The sequence below is a fragment of the Tenacibaculum profundicola genome, from assembly GCF_057220795.1.
Map to the genome: position 1 here is coordinate 723,966 of NZ_CM170137.1, position 22,033 is coordinate 745,998.

13 protein-coding genes are annotated in these 22,033 nt (G+C 32.1%); 5 read left to right on the forward strand and 8 right to left on the reverse strand.

Annotated features, from left to right (window positions below):
* Positions 1-719: 719 nt before the first annotated feature.
* Positions 720-6,029 (reverse strand): phage tail-like protein, encoded by a 5,310-nt coding sequence (locus AC2TDS_RS02970; RefSeq protein WP_484737644.1) that lies wholly within the window; start codon positions 6,027-6,029, stop codon positions 720-722.
* A gap of 865 nt (positions 6,030-6,894) precedes the next feature.
* Here AC2TDS_RS02970 and AC2TDS_RS02975 point away from each other — a divergent pair.
* Positions 6,895-9,924: a protein O-mannosyl-transferase family gene (locus tag AC2TDS_RS02975; protein ID WP_484737645.1), complete on the forward strand. Its 3,030-nt coding sequence runs from the start codon at positions 6,895-6,897 to the stop codon at positions 9,922-9,924.
* A gap of 5 nt (positions 9,925-9,929) precedes the next feature.
* Positions 9,930-10,706 (forward strand): class I SAM-dependent methyltransferase, encoded by a 777-nt coding sequence (locus tag AC2TDS_RS02980; RefSeq protein WP_484737646.1) that lies wholly within the window; start codon positions 9,930-9,932, stop codon positions 10,704-10,706.
* 27 nt (positions 10,707-10,733) lie between these two features.
* Here the strand turns inward: AC2TDS_RS02980 and AC2TDS_RS02985 are convergent, their stop codons facing one another.
* Entirely contained in the window at positions 10,734-11,909 is a 1,176-nt protein-coding gene (locus tag AC2TDS_RS02985) for a GlmU family protein (protein WP_484737647.1), read from the reverse strand.
* A 99-nt stretch (positions 11,910-12,008) separates the two neighbouring features.
* On the opposite strand from AC2TDS_RS02985, the gene AC2TDS_RS02990 reads away from it, so the two are divergent.
* Both AC2TDS_RS02990 and AC2TDS_RS02995 read left to right on the forward strand, forming a co-directional pair.
* Positions 12,009-12,398 carry a DUF8785 domain-containing protein gene (locus AC2TDS_RS02990; protein ID WP_484737648.1) on the forward strand — a complete coding sequence of 130 codons (390 nt, stop codon included), beginning with the start codon at positions 12,009-12,011 and terminating at the stop codon, positions 12,396-12,398.
* Positions 12,391-12,933, forward strand: a complete 543-nt coding sequence (locus tag AC2TDS_RS02995; RefSeq protein WP_484737649.1) for an acyl-CoA thioesterase — start codon at positions 12,391-12,393, stop codon at positions 12,931-12,933. Before AC2TDS_RS02990 ends, AC2TDS_RS02995 begins: the two co-directional genes overlap by 8 nt.
* Positions 12,934-13,363: 430 nt before the next feature.
* On the opposite strand, the gene AC2TDS_RS03000 is transcribed toward AC2TDS_RS02995, so the two are convergent.
* The 3 genes from AC2TDS_RS03000 to AC2TDS_RS03010 all read right to left on the reverse strand — a co-directional run bounded on the left by AC2TDS_RS03000 (position 13,364) and on the right by AC2TDS_RS03010 (position 15,612).
* Positions 13,364-14,173 carry a hypothetical protein gene (locus AC2TDS_RS03000; RefSeq protein ID WP_484737650.1) on the reverse strand — a complete coding sequence of 270 codons (810 nt, stop codon included), beginning with the start codon at positions 14,171-14,173 and terminating at the stop codon, positions 13,364-13,366.
* The gene (locus tag AC2TDS_RS03005) at positions 14,173-14,664 is read right to left on the reverse strand and encodes a glycine-rich domain-containing protein (protein WP_484737651.1); all 492 of its coding nucleotides are present in this window, start codon (positions 14,662-14,664) and stop codon (positions 14,173-14,175) included. Before AC2TDS_RS03005 ends, AC2TDS_RS03000 begins: the two co-directional genes overlap by 1 nt.
* A gap of 516 nt (positions 14,665-15,180) precedes the next feature.
* Entirely contained in the window at positions 15,181-15,612 is a 432-nt protein-coding gene (locus AC2TDS_RS03010) for a hypothetical protein (RefSeq protein WP_484737652.1), read from the reverse strand.
* Between the two features lie 630 nt (positions 15,613-16,242).
* On the opposite strand from AC2TDS_RS03010, the gene AC2TDS_RS03015 reads away from it, so the two are divergent.
* Positions 16,243-17,385 (forward strand): N(5)-(carboxyethyl)ornithine synthase, encoded by a 1,143-nt coding sequence (locus AC2TDS_RS03015; RefSeq protein ID WP_484737653.1) that lies wholly within the window; start codon positions 16,243-16,245, stop codon positions 17,383-17,385.
* 723 nt (positions 17,386-18,108) lie between these two features.
* On the opposite strand, the gene AC2TDS_RS03020 is transcribed toward AC2TDS_RS03015, so the two are convergent.
* The 3 genes from AC2TDS_RS03020 to AC2TDS_RS03030 form a co-directional block, all read right to left on the reverse strand.
* Positions 18,109-18,660: a hypothetical protein gene (locus tag AC2TDS_RS03020; RefSeq protein ID WP_484737654.1), complete on the reverse strand. Its 552-nt coding sequence runs from the start codon at positions 18,658-18,660 to the stop codon at positions 18,109-18,111.
* A gap of 733 nt (positions 18,661-19,393) precedes the next feature.
* The gene (locus AC2TDS_RS03025) at positions 19,394-20,119 is read right to left on the reverse strand and encodes a glycosyltransferase family 2 protein (protein ID WP_484737655.1); all 726 of its coding nucleotides are present in this window, start codon (positions 20,117-20,119) and stop codon (positions 19,394-19,396) included.
* Positions 20,106-21,938: an ArnT family glycosyltransferase gene (locus tag AC2TDS_RS03030; RefSeq protein ID WP_484737656.1), complete on the reverse strand. Its 1,833-nt coding sequence runs from the start codon at positions 21,936-21,938 to the stop codon at positions 20,106-20,108. The genes AC2TDS_RS03025 and AC2TDS_RS03030 overlap by 14 nt, the downstream gene beginning before the upstream one ends.
* Positions 21,939-22,033 lie beyond the last annotated feature (95 nt).

Consider the following 22,033-nt stretch of genomic DNA (forward strand, 5'->3'; position numbering starts at 1 on the left):
AAAAAATCTTCTTGCTATTTTTTTTACATTGCTAGTATTAAGCTTATCCTAACTTTTCCTACCTATATCTCCTTTAGATTTTAAAAAAATGCTTGTTTTGTCTAATAGACTGGACGTTTTTCTAAGTGATTACATTAATTTTAGTAGCTAAAAAACAGCATACTAAATTTGTAAATTATTCAGTTTTCTTATTACAAAAAAACAAAGGATTCTATAAAGCACTTAACCGAAGCCTTTAACACTTGGGAAAACGTAATTTAAAAACAACCTCCATTAACAGTAAGTTCTAAAGCACAAACATCACTGTAATTGGGTAAATTGTCTACAAATAATGTAATTCGTTCTATAAATAGTTTCATAGTAGTAGATTTGTTCTTGGATTAATTCGAAAGAAAAATAAACCATATTTGCTTTTTTGAGATCAAATATACTTTAAGCGTTGAAAAATAAACCATAAGCGTTTATAACTGTACCTTAAGTACTAAAAATATTATTCTACCTATACTATGAAACAGTACCATCTATTTTTAAAGCTTGATTAAACCAGAATTATGCATTAGGAAATGATTTATATCATTTACCATTTTAATTTACCGTAATAAAAAAGCTTCATCAATACAAATTGATAAAGCTTTTAAATACATTTATAATACCATTTACCTATTAAAATTCCCGTAATAAAAACGCTATTTTCAAATCATAAAAAGTATTATTTCCTATTATTCTATAATCATTTTTTTGGTCGCTACCTTATGACTGTTAATATAAAGTGTATAATAGTAAACCCCTGAAGCTAATGATGCGCTGTTAAAATACAACTCTTGCTCGCCTAGTTCAGTTAAATGTACCGTATCTATTATTTGACCCGACGTATTGCTAAATACAATGGCTGCTTTTTCATAGTCCACTGGCACATAATACTTAATAGACGTTGTTCCGTTAAATGGATTCGGTATGTTTTGGTATAAAATTGGTCGTTCATTTTTAGGAACTTCGCCACTCGTATTTAAAGTACCTTCACAAGCACAGGCTTCTATTGCTCCTACTCTAGAAATCAAATCGTCTATTTGTGACTGCTGAGCTGAAGTTTGAGATTCTACACTTGTTAAAATAGACGATAAATCAACATTAACTGATCCTCCATTTTCAATAGCTATGGTTAAAGTATTCCCAGAAAGTGTTGCCGAAGTTAAACTCTGATTGTCAGAATTTGCATAGGCCGATAAATCTATCGTATTACCGTTTGTAATGGTCAGATTATCACCAGATAATGCTAATGTTTGATTATCCGTTCCTGTACCGTCTTGTAAGCTCGATAAATCAACACTGTTTCCGTTAGCAATGCTTAAACTAGTTCCTGTTAAACTTAGGTTTTGTGCATCTGTATTATCCAAATACCCCGACAAATCAACCGTAGTACCATCGTTGGTTAAACTCAAGGTATTTCCACTTAAATCTAAATCTTGGTTATCCGTTCCTGTACCATCTTGTAAACTTGATAAATCAACACTGTTTCCGTTAGCGATGCTTAAACTAGTTCCTGTTAAGCTTAGGTTTTGTGCATCCGTATTATCTAGGTATCCTGATAAATCAACCGTAGTACCATCATTGGTTAAGCTTAAGGTATTTCCACTTAAATCTAAATCCTGATTATCCGTTCCCGTACCATCTTGTAAGCTTGATAAATCAACACTGTTTCCGTTAGCAATGCTTAAACTAGTTCCTGCTAAGCTTAGGTTTTGTGCATCCGTATTATCTAGGTATCCTGATAAATCAACCGTAGTACCATCATTGGTTAAGCTTAAGGTATTTCCACTTAAATCTAAATCCTGATTATCCGTTCCCGTACCATCTTGCAAACTTGATAAATCAACACTGTTTCCGTTAGCGATGCTTAAACTAGTTCCAGTAAAAGTTAAATTCTGCGCATCCGTATTATCCAAATACCCAGATAAATCAACCGTAGTACCGTCGTTGGTTAAGCTTAAGGTATTTCCACTTAAATCTAAATCTTGCGCATCCGTTCCTATACCATCTTGTAAGCTTGATAAATCAACACTGTTTCCGTTAGCAATGCTTAAGTTAGTTCCAGTAAAAGTTAAATTCTGCGCATCGGTATTATCCAAATACCCAGATAAATCAACCGTAGTACCGTCGTTGGTTAAGCTTAAGGTATTTCCACTTAAATCTAAATCTTGCGCATCCGTTCCTATACCATCTTGTAAGCTTGATAAATCAACACTGTTTCCGTTAGCAATGCTTAAGTTAGTTCCAGTAAAAGTTAAATTCTGCGCATCAGTATTATCCAAATACCCAGATAAATCAACCGTAGTACCATCGTTGGTTAAGCTTAGCGTATTTCCGGTTAAATCTAAATCTTGCGCATCCGTATTATCTAAATACCCAGATAAATCAACCGTAGTACCGTCATTGGTTAAGCTTAAGGTATTTCCACTTAAATCTAAATCCTGATTATCCGTTCCCGTACCATCTTGCAAACTTGATAAATCAACACTGTTTCCGTTAGCAATACTTAAACTAGTTCCAGTAAAAGTTAAATTCTGCGCATCAGTATTGTCTAGGTATCCTGATAAATCAACCGTAGTACCATCATTGGTTAAGCTTAAGGTGTTTCCACTTAAATCTAAATCTTGCGCATCTGTTCCCGTACCATCTTGTAAGCTCGATAAATCAACACTATTTCCGTTAGCGATGCTTAAACTAGTTCCGGTAAAAGTTAAATTCTGCGCATCGGTATTATCTAAATACCCTGATAAATCAACCGTAGTACCATCGTTGGTTAAGCTTAAGGTGTTTCCACTTAAATCTAAATCTTGCGCATCCGTATTATCTAAATACCCTGATAAATCAACCGTAGTACCATCGTTGGTCAAGCTTAAGGTGTTTCCACTTAAATCTAAATCTTGCGCATCCGTTCCCGTACCATCTTGTAAGCTCGATAAATCAACACTATTTCCGTTAGCGATGCTTAAACTCGTTCCGGTAAACGTTAAATTCTGCGCATCAGTATTATCCAAATACCCAGATAAATCAACCGTAGTACCATCGTTGGTTAAGCTTAAGGTGTTTCCACTTAAATCTAAATCTTGCGCATCCGTATTATCTAAATACCCTGATAAATCAACCGTAGTACCGTCATTGGTTAAGCTTAAGGTGTTTCCACTTAAATCTAAATCTTGCGCATCCGTTCCCGTACCATCTTGTAAGCTTGATAAGTCAACACTATTTCCGTTAGCGATGCTTAAACTAGTTCCGGTAAAAGTTAAATTCTGCGCATCGGTATTATCTAAATACCCTGATAAATCAACCGTAGTACCATCGTTGGTTAAGCTTAAGGTGTTTCCACTTAAATCTAAATCTTGCGCATCCGTATTATCTAAATACCCTGATAAATCAACCGTAGTACCATCGTTGGTCAAGCTTAAGGTGTTTCCACTTAAATCTAAATCTTGCGCATCCGTTCCCGTACCATCTTGTAAGCTCGATAAATCAACACTATTTCCGTTAGCGATGCTTAAACTCGTTCCAGTAAAAGTTAAATTCTGCGCATCAGTATTATCCAAATACCCTGATAAATCAACCGTAGTACCATCGTTGGTTAAGCTTAAGGTGTTTCCACTTAAATCTAAATCTTGCGCATCCGTATTATCTAAATACCCTGATAAATCAACCGTAGTACCATCATTGGTTAAGCTTAAGGTATTTCCACTCAAATCTAAATCCTGATTATCCGTTCCCGTACCATCTTGTAAGCTTGATAAGTCAACACTATTTCCGTTAGCGATGCTTAAACTCGTTCCAGTAAAAGTTAAATTCTGCGCATCAGTATTATCCAAATACCCTGATAAATCAACCGTAGTACCATCGTTGGTTAAGCTTAAGGTGTTTCCACTTAAATCTAAATCTTGCGCATCCGTATTATCTAAATACCCTGATAAATCAACCGTAGTACCATCATTGGTTAAGCTTAAGGTATTTCCACTCAAATCTAAATCCTGATTATCCGTTCCCGTACCATCTTGTAAGCTTGATAAGTCAACACTATTTCCGTTAGCGATGCTTAAACTCGTTCCAGTAAAAGTTAAATTCTGCGCATCAGTATTATCCAAATACCCTGATAAATCAACCGTAGTACCATCGTTGGTTAAGCTTAAGGTGTTTCCACTTAAATCTAAATCTTGCGCATCCGTATTATCTAAATACCCTGATAAATCAACCGTAGTACCATCATTTGTTAAGCTTAAGGTATTTCCACTTAAATCTAAATCTTGCGCATCCGTATTGTCTAAATACCCCGATAAATCAACCGTAGTACCATCATTGGTTAAGCTTAAAACATGACTACTTAAAGATAAATCTTGCGCATCGGTATTGTCTAAATACCCTGATAAATCAACCGTAGTACCATCGTTCGTTAAACTTAACGTATTTCCCGTTAAATCTAAATCTTGCGCATCCGTATCTGCTTCAGAAGCAATCCACTGAGTACCATCCCATGAAAAAGGAGAATTTAAATCTACATCATATACAAACAACCCTTTTTCTGAAGCTGCTAAACTTGTTTGCAAAGTTGTTCTTTCCGCTGTGGTTAATCTATTTAGCAGTAAGCCTTTGTTGGTCCCTGTTAAATCTAAAGACGCATTGGAATTAGGAGTATTCGTTCCAATACCCACACTTAACGGATTAGTTTCACCTCCTAAAACCATGGTGTTTTCATTCGCTGCAGTAGCTGCATTCCCTATTGCTATAGCATTATTACCAGTTACCACAGCATTGTAGCCTATAGCGATATTATTGGTTGCCGTACCTCCTGTATCATTGGAAGCTGCTCCATAACCTATTACAATGGCACCGTCATTTTGCACAACAGATCCGGAACCAACCGCTACAGCTTGCGTATTATCTATATCGACACTATTTCCTATACCCACTGCATACGATTGTGAAATGTTTATTTGATCTCCAAGACCCACAGAATAGTCGGCATCTGCGTTCATATTAAAATCATTTCCTATACCAACAGCTCTTGTTCCTCGCATATCATGTAACTGACCAACGGAAATACTATACTGACCGTTATTATAACCAAGATACCCCATCATAATAACATCATTATTACCAACTGTCATGTCTGCCCCTATAAAAACAGTTCTACTTCGGTTGGTATTGGTATAATTAGATAAAGCTCCCATACCTACATTATCTTGCCCTTCTCTATTGGTAAACCCTGTATAATAACCAACATAGGTATTTCTGTTTGCGTTGGTTGTCGAGTTGGTTCTGTTATTGTCCCAACCAGACATCGCGCCCACAAAAGTATTATAATCTGCCCATTCAGTAGCTGGCCCTGCTGCTGCCCCAATAAACGTATTATAAATACCATCTCCTACATCTATCCCTGAAGAATCTCCCAAAGCCGTGTTATGATGACCGTCATCTACATCACTCATTGATTCACTACCTACTGCTACATTTCTATACCCTACATCAGCACTAATTCCTGCCTCATTACCTATAAAAACATTTTTATACCCTGTAGTATTAGACATACCAGCATCCTCCCCTATAAATGTGTTTTCATACCCTGTGGTATTGCTAGTTCCAGATTCTTCTCCAACAAAGGTATTGTCGTAACCCGTTGTATTGAACTCCCCAGATTCTGTACCAATAAACGTATTGTCACCACCATTAATATTAGAATACCCAGCTTGCGCGCCAATAAAAATATTATCGAATCCTGTGGTATTGCTATATCCTGCCTGATAGCCAATGGCTACCCCTTCACTAGTTGTCCAGGAACGACCTGCTTGATAGCCTAAAAATGTATTCCAATGTCCTGATGTAATATTAGAACCAGTGCTGTCTCCATACATGGTGTTGTAGTCTCCTGAGGTTATACTTACCCCAGAACCTGTTCCGGAAGTTTCATTAAGTGTTTGGGCATGCACATGCACTCCTATAAAGCTAAGAAGCAAGACCCCTAGTAGTACTGTTTTTTTTGTGTCCATAAGTAGTAGGTTTTATATTAATTAGTTGTTGTTTTGTGTTACGCAGTAGTTTATCTACGTAGCTATTGTTTTTGTGTTTAAAAAATTAATTTTATTGTTTTTTTATATCCTTAGTACTATATATGTACCAGGTTTTTTCACCTATATTTCTTTAAAAAATATTGTTTTGCTTAATAAATTCGAAGTTTTTCTTGATGATTGCATTCCTATTAGGATCTGAAAAAACAGCACACGCGATAGTGCGCGAGCTATTCAATTTTCTTATTATAAAAATCAAAGGATCCAATGGAGTATTTAACGGGATTGCTTAATACCCTTGCTTAGGTAAAAGTTACACAAGCATTTACTTCCAGTCATGCTTGTATATTATTCTATATATCAGCATTTACCATAAACAATCATGTTCGGTAAATTAACATCAGAAATGGTATAATACATATTTCGCATATCTATTATTTCTTTTGTAGCTATTTTTGCGTTATAAAACTTAACCATAGCTTGGGCTATGCTAAAGTTTTATGCCTTAAACTAACTTAAAATAATTCAATACCTATATACTAAATATGTATTTGTAAATCGTATAACACTTGGGAAAGCGAAAGTTAAAACTACCCATTGGTAGATTCTACATCATAAATATCAATGCGTTTTGGGGAAAACTTCTTAACAGACGATAGTTATCATATTTTTTTACTAAACAAAAGAACGTAAATTTACTAAACTATTAGATTTAAACTTAGGGCTTTAAAGTTTTAACAATACTAAATTATTATTTTTTTTCTTAATAAAGAAAAAATAATTCAAAAAAAATCAAAAAAACATCATTATTTTCATATAATTGATGATTATTATATATTTGAGTATTGTGAAATTTAACCAAACTACTATTGGCTGGGGGCTCTTTTTAGTTTCCTTTGTTGTCTATGCTACTTGTATTCCTTTAACTATTTCTTTTTGGGATAGCCCTGAGTTTATTGCTTCAAATTATAGGCTTCAGACAACGCATCCGGCAGGTGCTCCATTGTATACACTTTTATGCAATACTGTTATTGGAATCTTCTTTTTTATTAAGCCAGTAATTGTTTCTAACTTAATTTCTTCTTTTTTTGGAGCATTGACTATCAAATTCTTATTTCATGTAATCGTTTATATTTCTGACCAAATTTCTAAAGAATCCCATCAACTCATTTCTATAGTAGCGGGTATAATTGGTTCGTTATCTTTTGCTTTTTGCCATAGTTTTTGGACTTCATCAACAGAAACGGAGGTATATTCCCTATCTTTTTTTCTACTCGTTTTGCTTTTTTGGTTAGCGTTAAAATGGGAAAGCGCTACCTGTAAAATTCAAGAAAAAAAACGAATGCTTCTTTTTGTTCTAATACTTGGAGTTTCCATAGGTGTTCACAGCATAAATATTGCTATTATCATACCGCTGTGCGTGTTTTTTTTTTATAAAAAAATAGGTTTTACTTTTTATCATATTCTACTTTCGCTAGGTTGTGGTTTGTTGTTGTTTTTCTTTTTGTTAAATATCGTATTTCAGGGTACTATTTCTTTGTTAGCATCGGTAGATATTTATACTGTGAACAATTTATCATTACCTTTAAATTACGGTGCTCTTTTCACTTTTGCAGTAATTATATGTAGTCTTCTCATTGGTATTTTTATTACCTTAAAACTTCAAAAAAACACACTTCACTTTTCTTTGTTGTGCCTATTCATGTTTTACGTAGGATCTTCTTCTTATATTTTCCCATTACTACGATCGCAAGTAAACACAGGTATATCTACCCTTGTCGTAACCCCTACTGACTTGTTGAGCTATGTGAAAGCAGAACAATTTGGTGTTACCCATATCCCATTATTAAAGGGAAGTTCCTTTAATGCTGTGGTAGATTATAAAAAACCTTTTGTAGATGGCAAACCTACTTTTAAATACGATGCTATTACTAAAAAGTATAGAATTATTGACGATGGAAAAAACAATGCCCTGAATTATGACAAAAGGTTTGATATGTTGTTTCCTAGAATGTACCATAAAAGTGATATCAATAAAAAGGGATATAAAAACTGGACAAAAATAAAAGGTAAACCCATTACTTTAGCACATTCGAAAGAAACCATTTACAAACCTACGTTTTTGGAAAATCTATCTTTCTTTTATAATTATCAAATAAACTGGTTGTATTTACGATACTTGTTTCAAAATTTTATAGGTACGCAAAACACCTTTAAAGGAACAGGAAATATTACCAAAGGAAATTGGGCTTCAGGATTGAATTTTATAGATCGATCATACATTGGAGAGAAAACCGAAATACCTCAATTTTACAGTGATCAAGATAGCAATGATCACTTTTACGCACTTCCGTTTTTATTAGCTTTACTTGGTCTTTACCATCTGCGAAAGCACAAGGTTTACTTTTTAACAACACTACTTCTTTTTCTATCTTTTGGTATCGGCATTATACTCTATGTAAACCCCGTACCTCAGAGTATTTTAATTAGGGAAAGGGATTATATTTTTACTGGTTCGTTTCTGTTTTTCTGTATTTGGATAGGCTTATCTGTCAATGCCCTCTATACTTTTTCAACCTTTATAAAAAATGAAAAAATTAGAATGATTACCATTACAGTTACAACCTTTTGTATAGCACCCTTTCAGTTGTTCGCCAAAGGTTTTGATAATCATCACAGAAAACAGGAAGTTTTTGCTTATGAAATGGGCAAAGCGTATCTGGATGCTTGCCCGAAGCAGGCCATTCTCATTACTAATTATGACAATACGACTTTTCCTTTTTATTATTTACAAGAGGTTGAAAATTATAGAACTGATATACGAATCATAAACTATGACCAGTTACTTTTTGATTGGTACATACAGCGATTAAAGATACCACTAAATCAATCCGCTCCTATTGATATTTCACTAAACAACGATTTTATATATTCGAAACATACCACTGAAATACCTTTGCAAAAATTAACCAACAAATACCTTAATCTTAACAAAATAGGCACTTTCTTGAACAATCCACGTAATCAAATGACCCTAGAGGGCCATAAATTTTACAGAATCCCTACAGAAAAATTTTTAGTTCCTATTAAACAAAATAAATCATTACTAGATAATGCAGCGCTTCCTCTAGATACCTTGAAATGGAGTTATGAAAAGAAAATTTATCTTAAAAATGATATTGTTCTGTTGGATATTATTGGAAATAATTTAGAAAGTAGACCCATTTGCTTTACTGAAATAGGTGATAAAAAACATGTTATAGGCCTGGATCAATTTCTAGTTCAAAAAGGTCTTGTTTCTCAATTGCTTCCTTATGTTCGATCAAACAAAGAATTAAATCCTAAAATAGTTGATACACAAACATCTTTGGAAAATATGGTTTTGTCCAACCCTTTTAGTATACTCAATAACAGAGATTCAAAAATTACTGATGAATCTGTTGGTATTTCAAGAAGTATTTTACGAAGGTCGTACTACTTTTTAGCCCAAGCTTTTATTGAACAAAATCGCCTAAAAGAAGCAGAAAATATCATTGATTATGCGATAAAAATAGCTCCTAATGAATCTATTCCTTTTCAGGAATTCGGATTTGCATTAGGTAAGCTATACTATCGTTTGCACAACACTGATAAAGGCAATCAAGTTTGTATAAGCGCAATAGAAAACATCAAAAATGAGCTACAATGGATCCTTTCGTTTAATCCTCCTAGAAAAATTATTAACATTAAATATGCGACTAGATTACTACGATTCTACGATCAAATGATGACTCAAATAAAAACTTATAATTTGCCATATTATGAAACTAACGTTTTAAGTTTATCTCGTTTTAAACAACAGTTCACTGATTGGCAAGAAACAATTTTACCAAACTAATATATATGTTCTTTTTCTCTACTGAAGTAACATCTTCAAAAATAACGTCAGATTCCCCTTTATATCAACGTACAAAAAAGGCCTATGAATTGATACAAAATAAAGTACAGGGTTCTTTGCTTGAAATCGGTCCTGGTGAAGGTTATGGACTTAGTTTGATTGCTCCAAATTGCGATAAAATCTATGCGGTAGATAAATCTCACTATGCCATAAAACAATTATCTGTAAAGTTTCCTGACGCCATACTATATCAACAAAAAGTGCCTCCTCTAACAAAAATAGAAAGCAATAGCTTAGATTATGTTGTAAGTTTTCAAGTTATTGAACATATAAAAGATGACCATGTTTTTTTGAAAGAGATACACAGGGTACTGAAACCTGGAGGTACCTTATTTTTAACAACCCCTAACAAAACACAATCTAATGCTAGAAACCCATGGCATTATAGAGAGTATGAGCACCAAGAGCTACAAAGTTTATTGAAATCAGTTTTTAGTTCTGTTAGCATAAAAGGAATTAAAGGCAACCATATCTCCAACAAATATTACCTTCAAAATAAATTAAGAGTTCAAAAAATATTACAATGGGATATCCTTAGGTTAGAAAAAATGGCTCCTTCGTTTTTATTAAAATTTCCGTATGAAATTATGAATAGAATAACCAGAAAAAAATTAATGAAAAATCACCAAGAACTGGTTTATAAAATTTCATCTAACGATTATACTTTAACCGAAAACTGTGATAAAGACACGTTGGATTTTTTCTGTAGTATCAAGAAATAAAAAAGGCTTGCTAAAGCAAGCCTTTTCTTAATAATTCCTATATTTTTTTGTTTCTTCAAAAACATGTTCAAGAATTTTTTTTTCTCGATCGTCGAACTCGATATTCCTTCGTTTCATAACTACTTCAGCAACTTCAAAAACTTTGTTGGTTTTATATTCAGTAAATCCAGCAGCACCACCCCAAGTATATGATGGCACAAAATTACGTGGAAATCCACTTCCAAAAATATTGGCAGACACTCCTATCACTGTACCAGTATTAAACATGGTATTGATACCACATTTAGAATGATCACCCATTATCAAACCACAAAATTGTAATCCTGTTTTTACAAACCTATTCGTTTCATAACTCCATAATTTAACTTCTGCATAATTATTTTTTAAATTGGAATTGTTAGTGTCAGCGCCTAAATTACACCACTCTCCTATTACAGAATTGCCTAAATACCCATCGTGTCCTTTGTTAGCGTAGCCTAGAAATAAGGAATTATTTACCTCTCCTCCTATTTTACTGTGAGGTCCTAACGTGGTAGCTCCATATATTTTAGCCCCCATTTTTAAAACCGAATTCTCACACATTGCCAAAGCTCCTCTGACAAGGCATCCTTCCATTACCAGTGCATTTTTTCCAATATAAATCGGGCCATTCGTGGCATTTAAAGTAGCGAAGGTTATGGTTGCACCTTCTTCAATAAAAATATCCTCTCTATGGATACAATTAACGGTTTCTGGTATAGGTTGTGACTTTCTTCCTTCTGTTATTAAATCAAAGTCGGCTCTTATTGCTGTGCCATTTAACGAAAATAAATCCCATGTATTCCTAATTTGTATTATTTCATCTTCGAATTCTAATTGTTCATAATTTGAAAAATCAACTTCTTCTTGGGTATCTTCTGTATAAAAAGCAATGACATCCTCTCCTTTAAAGATCGCCTGATTAGGCGCCAGGTTTTTGATCATTTCAACCAAATGTTTCGTTGGCAAAAAAGAAGCATTTAATAAAATGTTTTCTTCCATTTCAACCATGGGATATTTTTCTTCTAAATATTCCTCTGTTAGGGTCGTTGTTGTAAATCCTAAAAACTTCTCCCATTTTTCACGAATAGTTAAAATACCGATTCTAATATCTGCAACAGGTCTTGTATATGTCAGTGGTAACAAGGCATTTCGAACATCACCATCAAATAAAATATAATTCATTTCTGTATTTTTTGAAGCTATACAAACTTAGCAATTTCAATTCATTTTACAAGTCAAAATTTTAACCTTACTTTTGTATAGCGATAACAACATTACTCCATGAAAAAAATCTTAGCCTTACTACTGATTATCATTACACTAATAGCTGCATTGTATTATGCATTTATCTATTTTATTCCTTACAGTGAAGGGGTTCGTTCTGGAGAGCTCATAAAAATTAGCTATAAAGGAGTCGCCGTTAAAACTTGGGAAGGAGAAATAAGTCAAGGGATTTCTGGTGCTCAGATTTTTTCATTTTCTGTGGAAGATAGAGACCAACAAGTCATCAACGACCTTCAAAAATATCAAGGAAGATATGTCAAGGTTCATTATAAAGAACGCTTTGGTACGTTTTTCTGGTTAGGCGATACTAAATATTTTATCACCAAAGTAGAAGAAGAATCGTCACCTCATTTTAGAGGGGTTATTAAAGATGAAAAGGATGAATAGTTTTAAGAAGATTAAAGATACTCGTATTACTATATCAGAGCTAATGTTACCTTCTCATGCGAATTTTAGTGGTAAAATTCACGGAGGTTACATCTTAAGCTTAATGGATCAAATTGCTTTTGCTTGTGCGTCAAAACATTCAGGGAATTATTGTGTTACCGCCTCTGTTGATACGGTTGACTTTCTCAACCCCATTGAGGTGGGTGAATTGGTTACCTTAAAGGCATCCATTAATTACGTGGGTAAAACGTCAATGGTGGTTGGTATCCGAGTAGAATCACAAAATATTCAAACAGGCCATATAAACCATTGTAATTCTTCATATTTTACGATGGTTGCCGTCAATAAAGAAGGGCAAGGGGTAACGGTACCTGGTATTATTGTTCATAACGATACTGAAATGCGACGTTTTTTAGTAGCTATTAAACGTATTGAGATGAAAAAGAATCGAAAAGATGAGTTTGATAGTGATCATTTTTCTTCTTCCAATTACCTCAAAAATTTAGAGAAATATAACGTAAAAATAGCCTTATAATAAAAGGCTGAAATTAGTGAGCCCAACACTTGATATGCCAAGGTATTTCGGGGCAAGATCTAATTGTAAAATTTTATTTTCACCCTTTTCTAAAAACCATTACTACTACCCTAGGTTTTATTAGTAAAACAACTAAGCCTTCTTTTTATCACCAATTATTGTTTGAATTTACTGTAAAAGAAAATGGTAAATCGTATAACATAAACCAAGCTTGTCCCTTTTCCCAATGCTATGGAACTGATCAGTCAACAAATCATAAAGCATTGGCTTACCGGAATACTCTATTTTAATTCAATGCTAATTTCGATGACATCACTTTGTTACTCATCATAGTTTACTTTTATATTTTATTTGACCAACTTTGTTAATATATACCAACTTTGGGTTTGGTATTCACTCTTGCCATTTTTACTTATTTACTTCCATCTTTTTAATCGCATCCACCACAACTACTACATCCACTATCACAAGACGAACAACCAGATGCATCAAATTCGGAGTCAAAAGAATCTAAAGTATCATCAAAACTGTCAAAGTATGAATCAAACATAAAATTATCTTCAAAAAAGTCTATGTACAGCCACCAACCACTATCAGCATCATAATTTTCAGCATGCCATACTCTTTGTTGGTTTATGAATTCTTTGTCTATTTTTTTTAAAAGTTGAAAATTTAAATTTTTAAGCAAAAAGATATTCCCTCCAATCTTCAACAATAGTTCTACCCCTTTTTTAGGGTCATTATGAAGGAGGTAATCAATATTTTTGTCTATCTCAGACAAATAATTTGAAATTTCTTTTTTTAATTTATTTCCATCACCTCCTAATTTACTTTGTCTAAAAAGATTTAAAAAAAATGTTTGTTTAAAATATTGATTAATTTCTTGATTGTTTCTTATTGACTTTTTAAAACTCCATTTACCATTTGAAGAATCGTAAACCATCTTAATAAAATTCTTAAATAATATTTGAATTGACTGACTTTTTATAAATGGGCTTAAATAGATTAATTCGTGTTTTTTAGGTTTATATTTTCGAAAGTTTTTACCAGAAACTACGTATGTATATCTTCTTATGTATTTATCTCTGGCGTGAGATTTTTTATTGACTTCTTTTATTTCAATAACTTTTTTTAGAAGTAAATCCATAAAAGTATATTTCATTAAATCCTTTAGTTGAGCAGCATTACAATCTTTAATTAACATTGTTTCTGCTGGTGATATCTGAGATAATATTTTCATTAGTTTTTAAAGAGTATTTTAGGGATTACCCAATTTCTTTTTCTATTAACTCTTGTAAAGTGAATTTCTTTAAATCTTGTGTTAACGTCAGTCCAAATATCTTTCGGTGGTTTTTCGTTAAATATTGATTCGTAAAACTCAAGGGTTTTAATGTATTGATCTTTAAACAAAGCTCTTTCTTCCATGCCTTTAGTTGGGCCGTGATGAATACTCTTATTTATGGTGTTTTTGCAAAGTTCAATCCAATAAGACTCTGTATACAGTAAATGAAGATGCCAAACTTGGTCAATTTGATCAGAAGGCGTTTGTGGAAAATCCGAAATGGTGATTAAAAATATAAACTTTTTGTATTCAAATATTGTTCTTAATGAATATTCTATAGACCAATCATTTTCTCTGGCAAGTCTATCTGTAAATGTAAAAGAAGAATCTATATTATCAATTTCAAAATTTTTAACTTTTGTCCATATTTTATTTTCTTCTTCAGTCATTTCTTACATTAGGGATAACAATTTGTTTTCAAGTAGATAAAGCGAGTTTCACCCAAATCCTCTCACAGAACCGTATTTGATAACCTTCCCTCAAACGGCTCTTATACTACAAATCTAAGCAATTACGTTAATTTGAAAAAAGCTCTAATGGAAAAATAAAGTAGAAGGTTGTTTCTTTACATCCCCTCTCTATGCCTTCCTAATGCTGATTTTATATTGCTTATGCCTTTTTCTTACCATCTGAATAACATCAGCCTTACAGCGATTCTCAGTAAAAAAACAACTCCCGTTTTTTTCAATTGTTTATATACCAATATTTTAACTTATATTTTTAATAAAAATTAACTTCAAATACAGGAATTAGAACAAGTCAGGTATACTCGATCCAATCGATGTATCCACACATGTTAATTTCTTCATTGATTTATAAAATTTAGTGCCGATATAAAAAGGAAACGATCTTTAGATTTGGCATTAAATTGTTTTGATTTCATATATACCGTTGTAAAGCCGATTTCATGATCGATTTACATGATCAATAAAAGCTCTATTCTTTTTCGAAAATTTATATATACTATATTTAATTCTATCGATAAGGTGCTTCTTTGGAAAATGTAATGGAATTATTGTTTTTAAGATTTTTAACGATGTTAATTCGGAGGGATTTAGTTCAATATGGTAAACAGAGTTATCCAATCTTATGGTGTATTCTTTTCCCCTAATTTGCGTAATCTTTATTCGTTTAAAATCTTTTAGTTCAAGTGTTTTACTCCAGCCATTCTTTTGAATTAGTATTTTGTCAAATTCTAGAATGACGTACCCATTTTTTGAATACATAAAACTGTTTAAAAACCAAAGTACTATAAAAATAAAAGATAGAGAGCTAGATATTATCCCTATTAAATCATGGTATTTTTCAAATGAATTATCAACTCGAAAAGATGTCATTTTTAAAAGAAAAATAAAATACTCCAAGTACTCCAAGAAATTTGATAAATCTATGTTTAACTATATAATTTTTATCTATAAGGTTTATTTTCAAGGAATTAATAATTAAATCCTCCATCAAAACTCCTTTTTTTTCATAACTATAGCATATTAGGACACTACTATAAATAATTTTAGGGAATTGAAAATGGTGTATTCCAACTTGTATTGTTTTTGTTTCCTCAAAAAAAGGCCATAAATAAAATTTAACCTTATAAAGACTATCACCTATAAATCGGCATTGACCATAATTAATTATACTGTGTAAATTAACCTCATAAATGGCATTAATATGTTACAGCGTATTGAATTTTAATTGCAAGCTAACATATATATGATAAGAGACTATAATCTCGGTTATAAAGACTATCTTTATGTCAGGATTATTTATCCGTTGATCTTAATCAAAAATCTCATATCACGAGAGAGCGTACGTTACGTACACATTTCATAACCAAATTTGATTAATGAAACCATAGTTGTCATTAGATGTATGACTTCTAGATACTAACCTACATCAAGAGTTTCATACTGACGTTTTGCCTACTTCATCAATCTGCAATCCGTCTCTATACTTAAAAAAGAATTAATATGACTTTATTAAAAATGGGTGTAATTGGTACATCCAAAAAAGAAGACGAAAGACGTGTACCTATACATCCTGAACATTTAAATCGATTGCCCGAGCATATTCGAAAACAACTGATTTTCGAAAAAGGATATGGTAGGCGCTTTAATATAGATGATGAGCAAATTTGTGAACTAACAGGTGGCGTTGCTTCACGTGACGAAATACTCACCGATATTGGGTCTGCAATTATTGCTAAACCTGTATTGTCAGATTTGGAACAAATAAAAGAAGGTGGATTGATTTGGGGTTATCCTCACTGCGCACAACAAAATGAAATTACTCAAAAAGCTATTGACAAAAAACTAACATTAATAGCTTTTGAAGATATGTATGCTTGGCAACCAAGTGGTCAAATTGGTAGACATACCTTTTATAAAAATAACGAAATGGCAGGTTATAGTGCTGTTATTCACGCTCTTCAGCTTAAGGGAATTGATGGTCATTATGGCAATCAAAGAAAGGTTGTTATCTTTAGTTTTGGGGCAGTAAGCAGAGGTGCTATTTATGCGTTGAAGGCTCATGGATTTCGAGATATAACTATTTGTATTCAAAGACCAGATCATGAGGTAAGAGAAGAAGTATTAGATGTTCACTACCTTCGAATTAGAAGAGGTGAAGAGTACGAACCTCGATTAATTGTAGTTGAACATGATGGTACTGAACGCCCATTATTAAACTTGATTAGTGAATCTGAAATCATTATTAATGGTACTTTTCAAGACACCAACAACCCTATCAACTTTGTAAATGAAGATGAAAAACATTATTTAAAGCCAGGTACTCTTATTATAGATGTTAGCTGTGACGAGGCAATGGGGTTTTATTTTGCGAAGCCTACCACATTTAAACACCCTTTATTATCAATCGATAATATTGATTACTATGCGGTAGACCATACTCCTAGCTATTTTTGGGAAAGCGCATCAAGATCTATTTCTGCAGCATTAATTGTACACGTACCTTCAGTAATTAAAGGGCGGGCAAGTTGGATGGCAAATAAAACCATTCACAAAGCGATAAATATTGATGAAGGTATTGTTGTTAAAAATAACATTCTTAAATTTCAAAGTAGAAAAGCAGAATACCCTCATTTAGTCTATTAATCTTTCGCATTCTTAGCTAACCTTATATATACTATATACAAACATAGTCGCCTAGTAGCGACTATGTTTGTAATACAGGTTGGAATATTTTACTAAAACTTGATATCAAATTTCAAATCAACGTTTAATTCTTATACTTTTTGCAGTACTAACCTTTTTCAGTTGAACCATAGCGAAATAACCGATATAATTATTAAAACTGCTGCTTGATAATTTACAACTTAACTCCTTAAAAAACGATACTATCTATTGATTGTGAGATCAAATCAATAACTTTGAATATCTCATCTACTTATTCCTTCTTTAGCATGCAAATTTGCTTCACTAGCAAAGATACGTGTGTTGTTTGTTTTATAATTACCACAGATATTTATTCTGAAATTCTAACATTTTTCTTCTGATCTCAATTGACTCCAAAAAACATAGGTATTATTTAAATCCTTTTATCTATGCTTTAAAATGGCATTTCTAATGTTATTGAACTAGTGTATTATTGATTGTTTTTAAAAATGGGAGGGGACGAGGGAAAGGATACAATAGACTCAAAAGTATAGTTACAAAACCGAAACAAGCACTTTAGAAAAATAGTTAAATATTAACTAAAGACACTTATTTATGGTTTTAATTACGGTTTTTAATTTATTTAATATATCTCTTTATATTTAAAACAATTAAGAACAAAACAACAACGAACGAATCTTTTCCTTTTCCTTTTCCTTTTCCTTAATTAATCTTTATATACTTAATTTCTGTCCCATCATAATCTATATATCTAATAAATCCTTGTTCCAAATTTAATTCAACATCAACAAGATCGTCATGCGTAGAATAAGTTGTTGTGCAGTAATTACACTCTTGACCATTGACATTAACATAATCATAATAACCTGGATAGTCTAAAGAAATCTTAGTATTATCTTCATTAACCGTATAAGTAAAGCTTAAATGCCAAGTTGTTTCTGGAATATAGTAAGGGCAACTTACATACACACAAGGATCATACCATAGAGGCTTTACTTCTATTTGACTTCCAACCCCGTCTTCATTTATGATTATTGTTCTTGAATCTTGTGATCCGTACTCATCTTGTACTATTCTTTGCCAAGTTCCAACAACACTTGTTTCAGAAGGTGTTGTTACATCTACCCCACCTGTAGTATCGGTATCTGGTACTACTACCTCAACTTCATTATTTTCAATTTCGTCAATTTTTAGATCCTCACTTGTACAACTTGCGATAATAATGCTAAATAAAATTAATGTTAATTTTTTCATGATATATTGATATTTTGATTTTATGAACACTCTTTAATGTTTTTATTTATTTATTGGACGCACTCCACATAAAACCCTTACAATCAATTTAATATATTTTCAATTATTTTCAAAACAGTGAAAAAAAAATACTAAAAATAGCGTCTTGATCGTCCAGGTTTTGCAGTAAAACATTAACAAAACATCGATCTATTTTAGAACTAAATTTATGAGCATGATGGAAATAATATCATTAAGACACTTTTTTACTATTTAGCATTTTTGGACAGCTTTTAATAGTAGAGCGTGTTTTTTAAGTATTCAAATATTAGTAAACCATAATTCCAACATTAATTGGCTTGTATTTATTAAATAATAATTAGTTTTATTCTTGATCAGAAATTAAGACTGATTCTTTTATGGTTTAATACATATGGGCAATTTACGATGTTAAGTATATAAAGTTCTAAAATCTCCACAAATTTATACCGGTTATTAGGTAAAGTTACGCAATCATTTCCTTGGAGTCATGCCTATGTCTTACCTATAGATCGGTATTTACCACAAATAATTACGATCGATAAATTAATATCAGAATTGGTATTATTTCCTTGCAGTCATGCTTGCTTTCTATATCTTCAAAATAACAGAAAAAATTCAGTGTACAATAGTATAATCTATCGATCAGTATTTACCATAAACAAGTATGATTGGCAAATTAACATCAGAATTGAATTAATTGCAGAAGTAAAATTCAATTCATCCTAAACAACCCATATTTTACGATACAATAAATAGCCCTAACACCATCTTTCCATCCAATTTTTTTCCCTTCATCATAGAGACGCCCGTAATAAGAAATACCAACTTCATATATACGGATACCTTTGATTCTTGAAATTTTGGCTGAGATCTCTGGCTCAAAGCCAAAGCGTTTTTCAGTGAGTTTAATCGATTGTATCATCTTTGTATTAAACACCTTATAGCATGTTTCCATATCTGACAGATTCAAATTTGAAAATATGTTCGATAGAAACGTCAAAAATTTATTTCCTGCATAATGCCAGAAATACAAAATACGATGCGGTTGCCTTCCTATAAATCTTGAACCATAAACCACATCCGCAACACCTTTTATTACAGGTTTCAAAAGTAAATTATACTCTTCTGGATCGTACTCTAAATCAGCATCTTGAATTATAAGATACTCTCCTGTGGCTTGAGAGACACCTGTTTGTATTGAGGCTCCTTTACCTCTATTTCTTGAATGTTCGTTAAATTTTATGTTCAATGATGGATTCTCTTCCATAAATTCTAACACCAATTTCTTAGAATCATCTTGTGAATAATCATCAACAATTACAAATTCTTTTTGAATATTATTAGTTAATTGTACTGCTTTAATCTTATCCAAAATGAACCTCACTGTAGGAGCTTCATTATAGACAGGAATTATGATAGAAAGTTTAGTTAGATTCATTGATTTCTTTCACTTTTAAATTGTTTTTATATATACTTATTTCAATGGTTTTATTGTTTTTAGATTTTTTCACAACCTTCCCATTTAGCTTACCTTCTTCCCAAACTCCAGTAAGGTACTCACCATTTTCAAAATAAACAGTTCCTTGACCATGCCTTAGGTTGTTTTTCCAATACCCTATGTATTTTTGACCATCTTCCCAAACATAGGTACCCAAACCATTTCTCTTTTCATTTTTCCAGGCCCCCGAATATCCTAATTCAGGTAAAAATTGCATGATATAGGTATTAGGTTTTTTTAGTTCTTTGATAATCTTAAACTTTTTGGGGTATCGGTCTATTACCGGCACTAAATACTTATAAGTAGAAGAATACCCAAGTTGCTCAACCACCACATAATCCACATTTTTACTTTTAAAATATTCAATTTGTGCTTCTTTATCTAGGTTTTTTTGATAACTAGTTACATGTTTTTTGGAAAATAAATGAAACAACCCTTCCTTTCGTGCACAGGTTACAGAATTTTTAGGGGTATTTTTGTTTACCCAGTCAGCTAAGGCAAAATAATTTTTATAATTGCTTGCGTAAGTGCCCTTGGCTCGGTTTTGTAATTTCTGTATTGACTCATTCCCGTAAATAAAAGTCCAAGAACTAAAAATCAATACCATGAGTATTGGTGTAAGGTATTTTTCAGTTTTTGGAAAAACTCTAGCGTTTAACCATTTAATCATTTCTATCACTCCTAAAATAAACAAAAAAATAAATATAGGAACGAGTGGTAATAGAAAACGTGTTCCATACCATACATTAGGCCATATCATTAATAATGATAAGAAAGAAAGTACATACAACAGAATAAAAAGCCTGAATTTTGCAAGTCTAAATATTCCAAATAAAACAAGCCCTACAATGAAAACCCCTAAACTCCATTCGATCACAGACGCAGATGCTTCTGTATAAACAAGGTCTTTAGAATGTATCATACTCGAAGGGATTTCTTTGGTTAGATACCTTTCTATATTATGTAAAACTCTTTCCCAAATATCAGCAAACCCGATCCTTCCTAACTCAGGTTGATATGGATTTTTTAAAGATAACTGATATAAATAGGAATTTCCTTTTGAATGCCTGTTTCTAATCATCCATGGCAGATATAACAGTATAAAACCACCTATTAAGCTATATAAATAATTCCATTGTTTTTTTAGAAATAAAAAACACACTAGGCTAATAAACAGAGCTAAAGCTACCGAACGGATATAAAATGAAAAAGACAAGCAAATCAGTAAGACAAAAAAAAGCGGATTTTTGAAAACAGGTTTAGAGAAATCTAGTTTTATAAATAACCATAAGCATAACATTGAGAAAAACAAAAAAGGAATTTCACTCATCATAATAGTGGAATATACTAAAAGGTGATAATTTAGAAGTGTTATAATACTAACTCCAAAAGCTAGATGATCATTTTGTGTAAGATCTTTTATTAGTAAAAACAGGAATAATACAGCTCCAAAAAATAAAACCCCATTTAATATTTTAATATTTACTATCTCATTTGAAAATAGTTTTATAACACCTCCTATTAGTATTGGATAACCCGGTGGATAATGATAATGTGCTTCTTTTTCGAAATGTTGAATATTCTTATAGCCATTCCCATTCGCAATGGCGTTTCCTAAGATATAATAACTCGCATTATCTCCAACTAAACTTACTTTTTTGTCAAAAATGTTATTGTATATTTTTAAAAAAGCACATAACAGAACTAAAAAATAAACAATTCTAATAAGCCTCTGATTAGAGTTAACGAGTTTGATCATTGCTGTTTTGGTATTTCAAATATCTTTATTTTAGATTATCATAAATATAAAAATATTTCGAAAAACAATACTACTTTAACCCGAATTCTGCAATA

What these genes read in the sequence shown, in the direction of transcription:
- AC2TDS_RS03020 (WP_484737654.1), bottom strand. Translation starts at nt 18,660, where the DNA reads ATGAAAAAATTAACATTAATTTTATTTAGCATTATTATCGCAAGTTGT.
- AC2TDS_RS03030 (WP_484737656.1), bottom strand. Translation starts at nt 21,938, where the DNA reads ATGATCAAACTCGTTAACTCTAATCAGAGGCTTATTAGAATTGTTTAT.
- AC2TDS_RS02985 (WP_484737647.1), bottom strand. Translation starts at nt 11,909, where the DNA reads ATGAATTATATTTTATTTGATGGTGATGTTCGAAATGCCTTGTTACCA.
- AC2TDS_RS02980 (WP_484737646.1), top strand. Translation starts at nt 9,930, where the DNA reads ATGTTCTTTTTCTCTACTGAAGTAACATCTTCAAAAATAACGTCAGAT.
- AC2TDS_RS03015 (WP_484737653.1), top strand. Translation starts at nt 16,243, where the DNA reads ATGACTTTATTAAAAATGGGTGTAATTGGTACATCCAAAAAAGAAGAC.
- AC2TDS_RS03005 (WP_484737651.1), bottom strand. Translation starts at nt 14,664, where the DNA reads ATGACTGAAGAAGAAAATAAAATATGGACAAAAGTTAAAAATTTTGAA.
- AC2TDS_RS02995 (WP_484737649.1), top strand. Translation starts at nt 12,391, where the DNA reads ATGAATAGTTTTAAGAAGATTAAAGATACTCGTATTACTATATCAGAG.
- AC2TDS_RS03010 (WP_484737652.1), bottom strand. Translation starts at nt 15,612, where the DNA reads ATGACATCTTTTCGAGTTGATAATTCATTTGAAAAATACCATGATTTA.
- AC2TDS_RS03025 (WP_484737655.1), bottom strand. Translation starts at nt 20,119, where the DNA reads ATGAATCTAACTAAACTTTCTATCATAATTCCTGTCTATAATGAAGCT.
- AC2TDS_RS03000 (WP_484737650.1), bottom strand. Translation starts at nt 14,173, where the DNA reads ATGAAAATATTATCTCAGATATCACCAGCAGAAACAATGTTAATTAAA.
- AC2TDS_RS02990 (WP_484737648.1), top strand. Translation starts at nt 12,009, where the DNA reads ATGAAAAAAATCTTAGCCTTACTACTGATTATCATTACACTAATAGCT.
- AC2TDS_RS02970 (WP_484737644.1), bottom strand. Translation starts at nt 6,029, where the DNA reads ATGGACACAAAAAAAACAGTACTACTAGGGGTCTTGCTTCTTAGCTTT.